Consider the following 14,332-nt stretch of genomic DNA (forward strand, 5'->3'; position numbering starts at 1 on the left):
ATCCGTTAACAGACTCATTTTACCGATACTCACACCTTGGCTATATTGTGGGTGGAAGTAGCTACTAGATTTGCAGGATTGCTGGTTTATTTGCGATCGCCTTGCATACTTTTATGCACATTAGACAATATTTGTCAATTTATTTATAGCGATGCCTACGCCGGGCAAAGCCTACGCAACTTGGTGTAACTTGACCATTATCTTATCGATAACGGTCACTCATTAATTACATCTACACATTAAATCGGAACAACATTACATCCCCTTCCTGCACAACATACTCTTTCCCTTCACTGCGAATCAACCCTTTTTCCTTCGCAGCACTCATCGAACCAGTTGTTACCAAATCTTTATAAGCAACAGTTTCGGCGCGAATAAATCCCCGTTCAAAATCACTGTGAATTACACCAGCAGCTTGAGGTGCAGACATTCCCGCATTAATTGTCCAAGCGCGGGTTTCTTTAGGCCCAGAAGTGAAATATGTCCGCAACCCTAAAAGCGTATAAGTTGCCCGAATCAATGATTTCAAACCGCCTTCTTCCACACCTAAAGACGCCAGGAAATCAGCTTTATCTTCCTCTGGTAATTCCACTAATTCAGCTTCAACTTGAGCCGAAACTATCACAACTTGAGCATTTTCTGTCGATGCAATTTGCCGCACTGTTTCCACAAAATGATTACCAGTCGCCAACTCATCCTCAGATACATTAGCGGCGTAGATAATCGGTTTATAAGTGAGCAGTTCTAATCCTTTAATAATTTCTGTTTCTTCTTCATTCAAGCTCACCTGACGCACCGATTTACCTTCATTTAAAGCCGCAGCTAATTTTTCTAAAACTGAGACTTCAAACTGTGCATCTTTGCTGGTACGAGCTAGTTTACGAGTACGGTCAATTCGCCGCTCAATTTGTGCTAAATCTGATAAACCTAGTTCTATATTAATGATTTCAATATCTCGCGCTGGGTCAACAGAACCAGCAACGTGGATAATATCGTCATTCTCAAAACAACGTACCACATGGACGATCGCATCAACTTCCCGGATGTGGGACAGGAATTGATTCCCTAATCCCTCACCCTGACTTGCACCTTTAACTAAACCGGCGATATCGACAAATTCAACCCGTGCCGGGATAGTTTGTGCCGAACTGGCAATTTTAGCAAGAACATTTAACCGTTCATCCGGTACTGCGACAACGCCGACATTCGGTTCAATCGTGCAAAAAGGGAAGTTAGCTGCTTCAGCTTTGGCATTAGCAACTACAGCATTAAATAAAGTAGATTTTCCGACGTTGGGAAGTCCGACAATTCCGGCTCTTAGCATTTTGGATTTTAGATTTGAGATTTTGGATTACATTACCAAGGTAATCTAAACAGGTTCCGGTATGGTTTGGGGAATTGGCCCTGGAACCGTCTGAGGAATGGGAGCAGGTACTGGTTCTGGTACAGGCCCCGGTAAGGGTTGAGGAATCGCTGGCCCCGGTACAGGTTCGGGACTAGGTAGCGGATTCGGCTCAGGATTGGGACTAGGTAGCGGACTCGGCCCAGGAGTAGGAATTTGTGGTTCAGGTATAGAAATCGCAGTAGGATTAATCATCGTAAGTCTAAATTAAATTATTTAACCTTCCCACGCTAGATGACAACCTCATCTGTTGACATCTCCCCAAATAGCTATCTATACCCACGAACACATCCTTTAATAATTTACCGTTCTTCTAATTCTCTGCGTCCCTCTGCGCTTCCCTCCGCGCCCCTTTGCGTTTAAACTCCAATCCTCAATTCCCCACCATTTGCACAAAACTACTCCTCCTTAACCTTTTCCACCACCTCTGGCACTGGATCGTAACCACCTGGATGAAACGGATGACAGCGCAAAATCCGCAGAGTTGCCATCCAGCTACCACGTAACACTCCAAATCGTTCAATAGCTTCAATAGCATACATCGAACAAGTTGGTTGAAAGCGACAAGTCGGAAGAAACAAAGGCGAGATAAACATTCGGTAGCCCCGAATCAGCCAAATAAATAATAATTTCATTGCAGCTACCCAAATCTTATAAATTAGTAACAGAGGTAAAAATTTTCATTTTGTTGCATCTTTGCTAATTACATTTTCTGACTTCACCTCAATTCCGGTTTTCTGGCTGCAAATTGCGATCGCTGCAATTTGGGTGTTACTCATCCTTCTGATTGCATGGGTAGTAAACCGCTTTGCCGACAAGCCAGAAATCGTGCGGAAGATAGTTCATATTGGCACTGGGAATGTGATTTTAATCGCTTGGTGGCTAGATATTCCCGCCAGCGTAGGGATTACAGCTTCTATTTTAGCGAGTGCAATCACCTTATTATCCTACCGATTACCCATTCTTCCTGGTATTAATAGCGTCGGACGCCAAAGTTTAGGGACATTTTTTTACTCCGTCAGTTTCGGTATTTTAGTTGCCTGGTTCTGGTACTTGCAACAACCCCAGTACGCAGCACTCGGAATTTTGATAATGACTTGGGGAGATGGATTAGCAGCCTTAATTGGGCAACGTTTTGGTAAACATAAGTATAAAGTTTTTGGGACAGAAAAAAGTTGGGAAGGCTCCCTAGCTATGATGCTCGTTAGCTATGTTGTCAGTAGTTTGATTTTAGTTGGAACTCAAGGAAACTTTTGGCAAACTTGGGCGATATCACTTGTGGTGGCATTTATAGCTACTGGTTTAGAGGCTGTTTCATTTTTGGGTATTGACAATTTGACAGTTCCCTTGGGCAGTGCAACACTTGCCTTCTTTTTAAGTCAGTTAGTTTTGAGTTAGTAATTACCTTGAGTACTATTCCTAATTGAGCCAACAAGAGATAGCGCAAAGAACTCATCATCAGTCAATAATTTTACTTTTGACAAAAAGTTTTTGACAGGGTAATAGCCTTGAAATTACGTTAAATTTTGAATATTTACGGTAAAATTTGAGGCTCATTTTGACAGAGAAACCGCTTTATCTAAAATCATCTTAACGTCAGCTGGATTTCTGGATATATCTCGTTGCCAAAAACCAAAGCCACCATGCTGATTAACTGCTTGAATCCATTGATCTAAAAATACACTTTTAGCTGCATCTTTTTGACTATAACGACCTTTAATTTCTAAAATCAAAAAACTCCCAGTTTTTATCCGAATAATAAAGTCTGGTCGATATTTGCGAACAACCCCTTCAAATATGTAGAGAATTTCAAACCCCAGGTGGTCATTCTTAACCCAAGCCTCAACATTGGGATTTCTATCTAGTTCAAATGCTTCACTAGCTTCCCATGTACTATCGAAAGTACAGCAGGTGATATGTGATTTCTGCGTGTATTCACATGGCTTACCCGTATACCATGAGCGCATATCACCAGTAGAGCGAATTGGATGATTTTGGTCAAAAACAGGTTCAATTGCTTCTGTATTTTCTAAATAAATAGCATTCCAAATGTGCTGAACTAATTTGCTCAGATTGAGAGTAATAATAATCCGCCGTCGAATTTCATCTAAATTAAATAATGGTGGATTAATTCGGATTAAACCTGAGTGAATAAAGTCTTCTACTAATCTAATCAGCTTGGCTAATAAATATTCTCGATTACCTTTCCATCCAGGTTTCATCTGATCAAAGATATCTCTGGCAGTCTCAAAAGCAATTTTCTGCATCCGAAATTTGCGCCCTAAATTTTCCAGATCAATCCCTTTAATTTTTGTAACATCTGGTTTACCATCAACAATTGGCGCTAATTCAGCCAGTGTACTATTATCAAAGGCATCTAGCTCTAAAGGCTCAATTTGACTTAAATTAAGCTTGAGTTCAGGCTTATAAATGTACTCAACTCGGATGATATTGGGAAAGCTAATTTCAAACCGTTGCTTTTCTGGGTCGGGTTTGATTTCAGTTTTAGGTTGAGGGGGTAAAGGTGTTATTTCTTCATTAGATTCATGGGGAATAAAGGTGAAGGGAACACCAAAAATGTTGACATACTCTGGTTCTAGTAAATTTGTTTCTGGGTTAATGTCGTAAGCTGTTCTTCTCAAACCACGGCCCACAACTTGTTCACAGAGAAGTTGGCTGGTGAAGGCTCTAATACCTATAATGTGAGTTACTGTTTTAGCATCCCATCCTTCAGATAGCATCGCAACTGAGATCACATTTTGAATTTGTTCACCTAACTTACCAACTTCACCAACCGTGTTAACTTTTTCTCTTAAAAGTTGTGCTTGTTGCTGTTTAGTTAACTTGGGCGTAATTTCTTCATCGGATGTATCGTCTTCATTAATATCTGAGGTTCTGTATTCGATCTCAGAACTTTCTTCTTGAGACTCTGCCATTTTCAGAACATTAGAGTCTATGTGGAGAGTACGTTCTGGAATACAAAGTTCTTCTATTTGAATTTTATGATGATTGAAGGCATAATTAATCCGGGCTGCGGTTTCGGTGCGGTTAGCAACAGAAATCATTACCGGAGGAACTTTATGTCCAGCTTGCTGCCAAGCTTTCGCTGTTTCTAACCAATCTTTACCTAATAAATAATAAGCATTAGTTAGTAAATCTGGTAAAGATTCATTTGGTTTTGCTTTGCGATTCAAATCATCTTTAAGTTCAACGTCATTATATAAATGATAGTAACGCGATTTAAAGTCTTTAACGTTAAGCCTACCATCATCACGAATTACAACACGGGGAGTTTTGACTAAGCCTGACTCAATTGCATCATTTAACCCGAAATCACTAACAATCCAGCCAAATAAACCTTCTTCAGAACTTTTCTTCCCAGAAGGTACAAAGGGTGTAGCAGAAAAATCAAAACAGGTGAGTATTCCTCTAGTTCTGTGGATGCGGTCAAGTCCTTTAATCCATGTATGTGCTTCATCAATATCTTCTTTGCTAATACCCTTTATCTTAGTTTCAGCAGGAATACGCCAAGCATGATGTGCTTCATCGTTGATGACTAGAATCTTACTAAACTTAGCAAGTTCACCCAAAACATCTCTTACATAATCTTCGTCACTTTTTTCTTTAGTAAAATTAGCAAGTTCACCTAAAACATCCCTGACATAAGCTTCATCACTTTTTTCTCCACGTTTATCTACTCCCTTCTTTTTCTCAATCTGTTCCTTAGTTTCCCAATTCAGAATGTGCCAATTACGAATTAACACTTTACCCTGACGCAGCTTATTGAACAAGCCAAGAGGAATAATGTTGAAAATATCATAGTAATTGTTTTCGGCAGAAGGAATTAGAACTTGTAGGCGATTCTTAACCGTTAATCCGGGTGCAACTATAAAGATAGCTTTGGAAAAACGGGGATCTTGGGGATAGGTGACTTTGTTGAGGATTTGCCATGCAATCAGCATAGCCATAACAATTGTTTTTCCGGAACCTGTCGCCATTTTGCAGCACAGACGTTTAAAGATTCCACCATCAGAGGGAATATCAATACCAAGCTTTTCAGATGATGGAGATTCAACCAGCCAGATTAAGGTTTCTATTGCTTCCAACTGGCAAAAGAAGAATGGTAAGTCACGTTCTTCTGGATTGTGCCAATGTTCTAACAGACGCTTGGTAATACCTGTAACGCCGGGATGTCCATTTTCACACCAAGCTTTGACCCGCAGACGGATTTGATTAACTAGAGGAATTTCAACAAACTTACCAGGATTATCAAAGGATTTTGATTTTTCAGAAGCAATTGTATAACCTGCGGGTCTTCTCCCTTCTACAAGTTTAAAAAGGCGAGTTTGGTAATTGTAGTGCCAGTATCTTTTTGGCTCCTCGTAGGGGGAATTTATAATAAGCGGGCGATTTTCTGATGGAGATATCATAGCTTTTTCAATATTCCCTAACAAGGATTCATAATCTTTAGTTTGTATTTATACAATAAGTAGAATGTGCTGTTTGGGAATTAATTAAGTTAATTTTTTTTAGCTTATTTCTTTTAATTTCCTTATTTATGGCTGTAGCATTATTCAAAATATCTACTCCATTCTCTCGGATTCTTCACGAACAGGTGATAGATGTCGCATAGATATAATTTCATTTCTTATACCATCTAGGTAAAGATTATCAAAAGCAGATTTGAGTATCTCTACTGGATCATTCGGAAGAGGAAATTTAAGAAATCTAGTGCGCCTAATATTTGTTTCTTCTTTGTGGAGAACTTTTTTCCCTCCTATCTTACAAATAACTGTGTGTTTAGCCTGTTTACCACTATATGGGATACTTCCGAAAATGTAAAAATCAGCTATTAAATCATTTGCAGTTATTTGTGAATCAACTTTTACGCTAGTTGCTTCTCCTAGTGAATATTCAGTTGCAACAGTTGAAAATGGGTTTAAATTAATTGCCAAATCAATGCTATTATTTTCTAGTTTTGGTATAGCTTTACTTTGTTGGAGTTTTTCTCTAATTTGTTGAACTCTAATATCAGGCAAGTCATTAGTTCTGAGATTCAAAATAAATTGAGTTACTTTACTACGAGACTTAGTATTTTTTAAATCTTTAAACGTGCCAAGGCTGACATGTCGCCCCTCAGGAGAAAAAAAATTACCTTCACTAGATTCGCTAGATTCTAAAGTTTGCTGGAGCATAAGTAAAAACTTAATAAGTGTAGATTTACCAGCACTATTGCGACCAATCAAAATTGTGATCGGTCTGATACGAACATCTATATCTTCTCGAAATGCTCGAAAGTTTTTTAGTTTAATATTGGTTAGCATAGATAAATTTAGATTAGTTAATATTCTAAGTGAGTCTGATAATTTTTAGAGATTCAATTCCTCGATCATCAACTATTTTTACAGCAACGCGCTGATAATTACCCATTTCAAAAGGCAATGAAACAGTTCCTTGATAAGACTCTATTAAATCTTCATCCATCTCGGCTTTAAGATTTCTAGCAAGACGTGACCAGCCATCTTTCTCTCCTGCTATTGGAAAGAAAACTTGGCTAGGAAAAATACTTCTGCCGTCATAATCATTATCCAGCATCCACATGGCAATTTTTTCAACACTGCCAGATTCAATATTTCCAGTTCTTGTGTTGTAGTAATCGAAGCCATGAACTTCTACTTCCCATTTACCTGTATCTTCTCCTCTATGAATACGACGAAGTGCGACATCGGGTTGACCAATGAGCCAAAAACTCTCGTTGCTGGCACGTTTTTTCTTCAGGTCTTCTGTAAGTAGATCCGCATTCATTTGTACTTTGAGTAGAGTAACACCAGGCCAGTTAGTTTCATCAATATCTTTTGCCGCTTCAGGATCAAATTGAAAGGCAGCAAAAATAACTAACTTGGGTTTGGGAACCAGGGTTTGTGCTTCTTCAATTGCCATTTCTACCTGACGTTGATCTAGAGGAGCATATTTTGTGCCAAATGAAATAACAGCCCGCATAGGCTTTTCTTCAGTACCACTGCTGGTTCGAGAAGTATTATATTCTTGATTACTAGGTTTAGTTTCGGCATCAGCATGGAGCCAACGCTTTTCTGGTAAAGGCTCAACTCTTGAGAAGAGAATATGTTGATCGCTTTTGCCTCGAATGCCCGTTTTTAATAGCTCATCACGCCATTCTGCCTGTCTTAAGGTTTCCCCAGAACGAGCAATAGATTGATCCGCAACTGGGGTATCGGCAAACTCTTCAATATCATCAAGAGGTTTAACGGTTGGTGCAGGAACAGCCTCAACTGTAAATAGCCCTGTAATTCTTACTTTTGATTTATCTACTAGAGGTTGATCGTAAAGAATTTCCTTAGCAGCGTATTTTTGAATCACTTCCTCAATTTTTTTTCCTGCCATTCCTTCTTTGATTTCTGGATTGTTGGCAATGGATTTCAGCGTAATACGAGATACTGTTTTATATTTGAAATTGTCACCTAAACCTTCTTTGAAATTCGCCAACTCATAATAATCAAAAACTGCCGTCATCAACCTTTGTTTTGTAAGAGTAATAGATACACGAGAAGTATCGCAAGTGATCCAACGTCTTGCCCAGCGTTCTGCAACATACGCTGTAGTGCCACTGCCACAGGTTGGATCTAGTACCAAGTCTCCTGGATCAGTTGTCATCAATAGACAACGCTCTATTGCTCTATGATCAGTCTGTAGAACATAAATTCTCTGTTCCCCAAATCCACCTGGTCTTAAATCTAACCAAGTACTATTTAAAGTCTTGTATGGAAACTCATCATGATAGACTTTCCATCGTAATGATTTACCAATAGGATGTAATCTTCCGGCATCTGCTAAACGTTTTAGACCTGTGATAGTGGTTTGCCAGCCATACCTTGCAGGCGGCTCATACTCAACATTATTAAAGGTATATTTAAATGAATTATCGCTGCCACGTCTTTGAGAAAATGTTGGCCATAATCTACAAATACGACCTTCTGGTAATGGTTCCTTGCCTGTTTTTTGTGCTAAAGAAAGATCAATAAGTTCTCCATTTTTTGTTTCAACGCAAATATATCGCTCGTTTGGATTTTCTATAGGGTCACATTCTGCGAACAATTCTTTATACTTTATCTGGCTTATATCCTTTGCAAACCATAGTAAGAAATCATTTACACCTGGCAATAATTTAGATGACTGACTGCTTGCTTTCATCAGAACAATTTCCATACAAAAGTTCTGACTGCCAAATACTTCATCCATTAAGCACCTAACTCGATGGACATTTTTATCACCTATTTGCACAAAAATAGAACCCCTTTCATGGAGTAAATCTTTTGCAAGCAATAAACGATCGCGCAAATAAGTTAAATAAGAATGAATTTCTAACTCCCAAGTGTCTCTAAATGCTTTAATAGTCTCTGGTTCTTGGGTTAAATCTTCATCATTGCGGTCTTTTACGTCCCGTTTATTCACGAATGGTTGAAAATTAGAACCATATTGAATTCCATAGGGCGGATCAATATAAATCATTTGCACCTGTCCTGCCATGCCTTCTTTTTCTAGCAATGAATTCATCACTAAAAGGGAATCTCCAGCAACTAAGCGGTTTGTCCAGTTATGCTTGTGCTTGTAGAACTCAATAGCCTGTCGAATCGGGGGATTTTCTTCTGGGGTTTGAAATAAAGACAGTTGTTTAATCTTTTCATCTTTACGCTTCCGCACTGCCTCAATAATTGTGCGCGGATCTATGCGTTCATGCACGTGTAGCGAAACTGTAGGTACTTCAAAACTGGTATGCTCTGCTTTCCCCGCCCAAACTAACTGAGGATCAATGTGGGGATCGTAGGTATACTTCTTAGTACTCTCTTCTGGGTCAGTGTTTGGGTTAACTAGTCCAATAGGTGGATTATTGACCCGTTGCTGGTTTTCATGTTTATACTGCTCAATTTCTCTTTGCTCTGATTTCCTCTGCCTTGCCATATCAGTTTCCCTTGCCTCAGAGCTTTTAATTTACAATCTATTTGACCTGTTAGACCACTTCGTTGAAATTTTTGCAATTTAGCTGTTCAGCTGGTTTAGACTCGTTGGTAAATTTTCTCCAACCAAATGGGTATTACAGGTTTACTGCATCTAAAGAGGATATTTGAAAAGTATTGGACGAATATAATTCGCTACGACACAAAGGAAGTCCGCCTAGAATATCTGTCAACTTATCCGAAACGATTGAATCAGATTCATCTGATTAAGTTGACAAAATGCATATTTATGATTTTAGCTTTCGATTAGCTTGGAAAGCATCTTTCCCCATTGTATAAAGACTAACCAGCAATAGTTTGCTTTTCCCCAGCATTGAAAGCGATCGCATCAAAATAGTCTATTACCGCGATCGCTCCAAAATCCAATCGAGTAAAATCGGATTGACTAACTCCGGCGCTTCATCCTGCGGACAATGCCCCACTCCCTCTAAAGGAATAAACTTTTCTACTTGCCCAAAGTTAGCTAATTCTCTCCCTAATTTAATTGGTTCCCACGGATCGGCTGTTCCCCATAAGATAATCGCCGGACACTGTAACAGTGGTAAAAGGTCTTCTGGTAATGGCCCTGTAGAATAAGAAGTAAAAGCCAGAAATACAGCCCCAGCCCCGACATCGCTTGCTGGTGAAGTGAGAATATCTACCAACTCATCTGTCACCATCTCAGCATTTGCATAAGCTTGCAGCAGAATTTTCCGTACCGTTTTCGGTTTGGCGAGTTGATTGAAAAAGAAATCACCAACTGGTTTGATAGATAACAGGCGTTGCAGTAGAGGCGCTCCGTAACGACGAGATAAAGGTAAAGTTTCCCGTTTGCGATCGTGCAACAGCCGTAAAGAACAGTTGAGTAAAGCAACTCCTAAGGCAATATCTGGATTACTTACTGCTGCTTGCATGGCGACAATACAGCCAATGGAATTTCCCACTAAAAAAGCTGGCTCACCCACTACTTCACGGCAAAAATCTGCGACTTGCTGTCCCCAAGTTTCTAATGTGTAGGTAATTATTTCACCAGGTTGAGGTTTTGCAGAAGCCCCAAAACCAATCAAATCGATCGCATAAACACGGCAATTTTCCGCTAATACAGGAATATTTTTTCGCCAGTGCCACCAAGAAGCGCCAAATCCATGAACCAGGACAACAGCTGGCCCAGTGGTTCCTTGGGTTTGGTAACAGATCGGAAAATCTTGCCAAATCCAGGTTTTTGTAGAGTTAAGTGCTGTTTTTGAACTTGAGGTTGTCATGATAAATTTGATGTAAAGAATGCTAAAAGCTTTTTAGCAGTAAGGGACAAGTAAAATTGTTTTGAATTTGCATAAAATTTATCAGATTTTCAAAATAAATTCTTGGCTCTAGTGATAGCCTATACATATACCACAAAAGCTTCTAAGCTGATAGTTTTATCCAGTATAGAGAGTTTTCTTCTTATTGATAGAGGTAATTTACTCACAACTGAGATTATGTCAGTATTAAAAATCATAACGTTTCTAATGTGAGTAATATTTGGGCTATTTTTTAGATGTGAGCGAATTAGCATCCGTGCTAGATTCAGTAGTTTCACAATTTACGATCGCAAATTTGGTCTATAAGATTGGCGAATATGAGGCATCGGCTAAGGGGTGGTTTGCAACTGGAAACTGACGCTGAATTTAACAATATTTTTCTTGTTCCTAGTTCTGCGAGCCAGAAATTATGAATCTACTAGAAACAATTGATACTCCCGTTGGGAGCTACGCACCAGATTTTGAACTGCCAGGAATTGATGGTCAAGTACACCATCTCAGGCGTTATCTTGAGAAGTTCCGAGCAGTCGGCGTTATTTCTATGTGTAACCACTGCCCTTATGTCGATCGGTATTTAGGCAGGCTAAAAAACATTCAAGCCGAATTTGCCCCAAAAGGTTTCACACTAATTGGACTCAATGGTAGTAATGTTGACTACGACACTAAGTCAAGCTTTGAAAATATGAAAGCTTTTGCCCGACGTCACCAGTTGAACTTCCCCTACCTGTGGGACTCAACGCAAGATGTGACCGGTAGTTTCGGTGCAACAAAAACCCCAACAGCCTTTCTCATAGATACTAACGGTATAGTCCGCTATAAAGGTAAAATTGATAATCATCCCCAAGATCCATTTTCAGTGGGAGAGGATTATTTGAGAACTGCGATCGCTTCTCTGTTTAAAGGTGAAGAAATAGCCATACCACAAACAGAACCAGTAGGTACTACATTGATTTGGCGTAACTAGACATAGATAGTCCCTGTAACTGCTATCTTAAATTGGAGGCAATTGCAACTTTTTTGATAAAGCGGAACTTCATGGGAACGAATTACCGACGGGTTTTACTCAAACTGAGCGGTGAAGCCTTAATGGGCAACATGGGCTATGGCATTGATCCCGAAGTGGTCAAAGGAATAGCGCAAGAATTAGCAGAGGTGATAGCCACTGGCACTCAAATCGCCATAGTTGTTGGCGGCGGCAATATTTTTCGTGGCGTCAAAGCAGCGTCGGCGGGGATGGACAGGGCAACCGCTGACTATATTGGGATGATTGCCACGGTAATGAATGCCATGACGCTGCAAGATTCGCTAGAACGCATAGGAGTACAGACGCGAGTGCAAACCGCGATCGCTATGCAAGAATTAGCAGAACCATATATTCGTCGTCGTGCCATCCGTCATCTTGAAAAAGGACGGGTGGTAATTTTTGGTGCTGGTTCTGGAAATCCCTTTTTTACTACAGATACAACTGCGGCATTAAGAGCAGCAGAAATCGATGCTGAGGTGATTTTTAAAGCCACCAAAGTAGATGGAGTTTATGATGCCGATCCTCATATTTATCCTGACGCCAAGCGTTACAATAGCTTAACCTACGCGCACGTTTTAGCCCAAGATTTGCGGGTGATGGATAGTACTGCGATCGCCTTGTGTAAAGAAAATAATATCCCAATTCTGGTATTTGACCTAACGGTGCGAGGAAATATCCACCGAGCAGTCTTGGGAGAATCCATCGGCACCCTTGTGGGAGGTTCTTGTGAAATTAGCTGAAGCTGAAAGTACGATGCAAAAAACCGTTGAGGCAACTCAACGAGCTTTTAACTCGATTCGCACTGGTCGCGCCAATGCGAGTCTATTAGATAAGGTATTGGTGGACTATTACGGTTCGCCTACTTCCTTGAAATCACTGGCAAATATTAGCACGCCAGATGCTACGACGATCTTAATTCAACCCTACGAGCGCAACACCCTAAACATCGTTGAGAAGGCTATTTCCCTCTCAGATGTGGGTTTAACACCCAGTAACGACGGTTCTGTAATCCGGTTGAATATTCCGCCCTTAACCAGCGAACGCCGTAAAGAATTTGTCAAAATGGCATCCAAGTATGCTGAAGAGGGTCGTGTTGCTATTCGTAACATTCGCCGCGATGCTATAGACGCCATTCGCAAACAGGAGAAAGCCTCTGAAATCTCCAAAGATGAATCAAAAGACCAACAAGACAAGTTGCAAAAATTGACAAATGAGTATACTGCCAAAATAGACTCGCTGTTGGCAGAAAAAGAAAAAGACATCACGACTGTTTAAAGTCTAAAGTCTTAAGCATAAAGGCTGAAGGATAATGGATAAATTCTTCAGCCTTTATCATTTCTTAACTTATTGCATAAATCTTACGAAAAATTGATCGAGTAAGTAAGTGGACATGAATAATAAAAGTAGGAACAATTCATAAATTGTTCCTACTCAATAGAAAATAAACTAATTCTGGAGCAAAAATTCAATATGTACGACTGCATCATCGTCGGCGCTGGGCCAGCTGGTGGAACAGCTGCATATCATTTAGCCAAGCAAGGTCGCTCAGTATTAGTGTTGGAAAAAGAATCTCTGCCAAGATATAAACCCTGTGGTGGTGGTGTATCTCCAGCGATCGCTCAATGGTTTGATTTTGATTTTAGCCCAGTAATTTCTGTAAAAGCCGACTCCCTTCGCTTTACCTGGAATTTGGGCGACCCCGTAGAAGCAAAAATCGCCACAAAAGAACCAGTCTGGATGGTGCGACGAGATATTTTTGACCATTTCCTAGTGCAGCAAGGGCAAAAGCAAGGATCTGAACTACGAGATAATACGGAAGTAACGGGTATTGAGTTTCAAAGCGACTACTGGCAAGTTAACACAGCTAATGGCTCAGTTACAGGTCGCTACTTAATCGCGGCTGATGGTGTCAAAGGGCCAATGGCAAAATGGCTAGGCTTCAAAGATCGTAAACGCCGTTTAGCAGGAGCTTTGGAAGCAGAAGTTGCGGCAGAGGTCAAGGATAAATCTACAATTCATTTCGAGTTTGGCTTGGTGAAAAACGGCTACATTTGGAACTTCCCGAAGGCGGACGGTTATTCCATTGGTGTCGGTACATTTGTCGGCGGCAAACCCCAGGATTTTAAGAAAATTTTAGATGAGTACGCGCGATCGTTTAATGTAGATATCAAAACTGGCAAGCAATATGGTTATCCTCTTTGCTTGTGGGATGGCAACCAAAAGTTGCATACCCAAAATGCAGTTTTAGCTGGGGAAGCTGCTTGTGTAGTCGATCCAATGACAGCAGAAGGCATTCGTCCGTCAATTTTTAGCGGTTTGATGGCAGCAGGAGCCATTAATGAGGCACTTTCTGGTGATACCAACGCCTTAGAGAAATATAGCGAAGCCATTAATGAAGAATGGGGTACTGAGATGGCTTGGGCACAAAAATTAGGTGGAGCATTTTATCGTTTTCCAAACATTGGCTACAAAGTTGGTGTTAAGCGTCCTTCCGGTGCGAAAATCATGGGTAAGATTCTGTGTGGAGAACTGCGCTATGGCGACGTTGCCGGTCGTGCCCTGAAGCGTTTAATTCCTGGTTTTGGGACTTGAG

13 protein-coding genes are annotated in these 14,332 nt (G+C 40.3%); 6 read left to right on the forward strand and 7 right to left on the reverse strand.

The window, feature by feature from the left end; genetic code table 11:
* Nucleotides 1-36: 36 nt before the first annotated feature.
* A complete protein-coding gene (locus AC1F2U_RS01555; protein ID WP_480259532.1) occupies nucleotides 37-189 on the forward strand; it encodes a hypothetical protein in 153 nt (50 codons plus the stop codon).
* A 43-nt stretch (nucleotides 190-232) separates the two neighbouring features.
* Here AC1F2U_RS01555 and ychF read toward each other — a convergent pair whose 3' ends face one another.
* From ychF to yidD, 3 genes are all read right to left on the reverse strand, one after another.
* Nucleotides 233-1,324, reverse strand: coding sequence for a redox-regulated ATPase YchF (gene ychF / locus AC1F2U_RS01560; RefSeq protein ID WP_480259533.1), 1,092 nt, complete (start codon nucleotides 1,322-1,324; stop codon nucleotides 233-235).
* 45 nt (nucleotides 1,325-1,369) lie between these two features.
* A complete protein-coding gene (locus tag AC1F2U_RS01565) occupies nucleotides 1,370-1,597 on the reverse strand; it encodes a hypothetical protein (RefSeq protein WP_196508711.1) in 228 nt (75 codons plus the stop codon).
* 203 nt (nucleotides 1,598-1,800) lie between these two features.
* Nucleotides 1,801-2,037 (reverse strand): membrane protein insertion efficiency factor YidD, encoded by a 237-nt coding sequence (yidD, locus tag AC1F2U_RS01570; RefSeq protein ID WP_179068601.1) that lies wholly within the window; start codon nucleotides 2,035-2,037, stop codon nucleotides 1,801-1,803.
* Between the two features lie 61 nt (nucleotides 2,038-2,098).
* Between yidD and AC1F2U_RS01575 the strand changes: the two genes are divergently transcribed.
* Nucleotides 2,099-2,800: a diacylglycerol/polyprenol kinase family protein gene (locus tag AC1F2U_RS01575; RefSeq protein WP_480259534.1), complete on the forward strand. Its 702-nt coding sequence runs from the start codon at nucleotides 2,099-2,101 to the stop codon at nucleotides 2,798-2,800.
* 155 nt (nucleotides 2,801-2,955) lie between these two features.
* Here AC1F2U_RS01575 and AC1F2U_RS01580 read toward each other — a convergent pair whose 3' ends face one another.
* The 4 genes from AC1F2U_RS01580 to AC1F2U_RS01595 all read right to left on the reverse strand — a co-directional run bounded on the left by AC1F2U_RS01580 (nucleotide 2,956) and on the right by AC1F2U_RS01595 (nucleotide 10,676).
* Nucleotides 2,956-5,832 carry a BPTD_3080 family restriction endonuclease gene (locus AC1F2U_RS01580; protein WP_480259535.1) on the reverse strand — a complete coding sequence of 959 codons (2,877 nt, stop codon included), beginning with the start codon at nucleotides 5,830-5,832 and terminating at the stop codon, nucleotides 2,956-2,958.
* A 153-nt stretch (nucleotides 5,833-5,985) separates the two neighbouring features.
* Nucleotides 5,986-6,726 carry an AAA family ATPase gene (locus tag AC1F2U_RS01585; protein ID WP_480259537.1) on the reverse strand — a complete coding sequence of 247 codons (741 nt, stop codon included), beginning with the start codon at nucleotides 6,724-6,726 and terminating at the stop codon, nucleotides 5,986-5,988.
* A gap of 25 nt (nucleotides 6,727-6,751) precedes the next feature.
* Complete coding sequence (locus tag AC1F2U_RS01590; protein ID WP_480259538.1) at nucleotides 6,752-9,121, reverse strand: site-specific DNA-methyltransferase; 2,370 nt, start codon at nucleotides 9,119-9,121, stop codon at nucleotides 6,752-6,754.
* A 655-nt stretch (nucleotides 9,122-9,776) separates the two neighbouring features.
* Entirely contained in the window at nucleotides 9,777-10,676 is a 900-nt protein-coding gene (locus tag AC1F2U_RS01595; protein ID WP_480259539.1) for an alpha/beta fold hydrolase, read from the reverse strand.
* Between the two features lie 448 nt (nucleotides 10,677-11,124).
* Between AC1F2U_RS01595 and AC1F2U_RS01600 the strand changes: the two genes are divergently transcribed.
* The 4 genes from AC1F2U_RS01600 (at nucleotide 11,125) to AC1F2U_RS01615 (ending at nucleotide 14,331) form a co-directional block, all read left to right on the forward strand.
* Nucleotides 11,125-11,679, forward strand: a complete 555-nt coding sequence (locus AC1F2U_RS01600) for a thioredoxin family protein (RefSeq protein WP_480259541.1) — start codon at nucleotides 11,125-11,127, stop codon at nucleotides 11,677-11,679.
* A gap of 71 nt (nucleotides 11,680-11,750) precedes the next feature.
* The gene (pyrH, locus tag AC1F2U_RS01605) at nucleotides 11,751-12,479 is read left to right on the forward strand and encodes a UMP kinase (protein ID WP_094348577.1); all 729 of its coding nucleotides are present in this window, start codon (nucleotides 11,751-11,753) and stop codon (nucleotides 12,477-12,479) included.
* On the forward strand, nucleotides 12,466-13,014 hold the full coding sequence (frr, locus tag AC1F2U_RS01610) for a ribosome recycling factor (RefSeq protein ID WP_322708852.1): 549 nt from the start codon (nucleotides 12,466-12,468) through the stop codon (nucleotides 13,012-13,014). Before pyrH ends, frr begins: the two co-directional genes overlap by 14 nt.
* A 195-nt stretch (nucleotides 13,015-13,209) precedes the next feature.
* Nucleotides 13,210-14,331, forward strand: a complete 1,122-nt coding sequence (locus tag AC1F2U_RS01615) for a geranylgeranyl reductase family protein (RefSeq protein WP_480259542.1) — start codon at nucleotides 13,210-13,212, stop codon at nucleotides 14,329-14,331.
* Nucleotide 14,332 lies beyond the last annotated feature (1 nt).

Source organism: Nostoc sp. LEGE 12454 (assembly GCF_056620565.1).

Coding starts and splice junctions, on each gene's coding strand:
- ychF (WP_480259533.1), bottom strand. CDS start 1,324: ATGCTAAGAGCCGGAATTGTCGGACTTCCCAACGTCGGAAAATCTACT.
- AC1F2U_RS01565 (WP_196508711.1), bottom strand. CDS start 1,597: ATGATTAATCCTACTGCGATTTCTATACCTGAACCACAAATTCCTACT.
- yidD (WP_179068601.1), bottom strand. CDS start 2,037: ATGAAATTATTATTTATTTGGCTGATTCGGGGCTACCGAATGTTTATC.
- AC1F2U_RS01580 (WP_480259535.1), bottom strand. CDS start 5,832: ATGATATCTCCATCAGAAAATCGCCCGCTTATTATAAATTCCCCCTAC.
- AC1F2U_RS01585 (WP_480259537.1), bottom strand. CDS start 6,726: ATGCTAACCAATATTAAACTAAAAAACTTTCGAGCATTTCGAGAAGAT.
- AC1F2U_RS01595 (WP_480259539.1), bottom strand. CDS start 10,676: ATGACAACCTCAAGTTCAAAAACAGCACTTAACTCTACAAAAACCTGG.
- AC1F2U_RS01600 (WP_480259541.1), top strand. CDS start 11,125: ATGAATCTACTAGAAACAATTGATACTCCCGTTGGGAGCTACGCACCA.
- pyrH (WP_094348577.1), top strand. CDS start 11,751: ATGGGAACGAATTACCGACGGGTTTTACTCAAACTGAGCGGTGAAGCC.
- AC1F2U_RS01615 (WP_480259542.1), top strand. CDS start 13,210: ATGTACGACTGCATCATCGTCGGCGCTGGGCCAGCTGGTGGAACAGCT.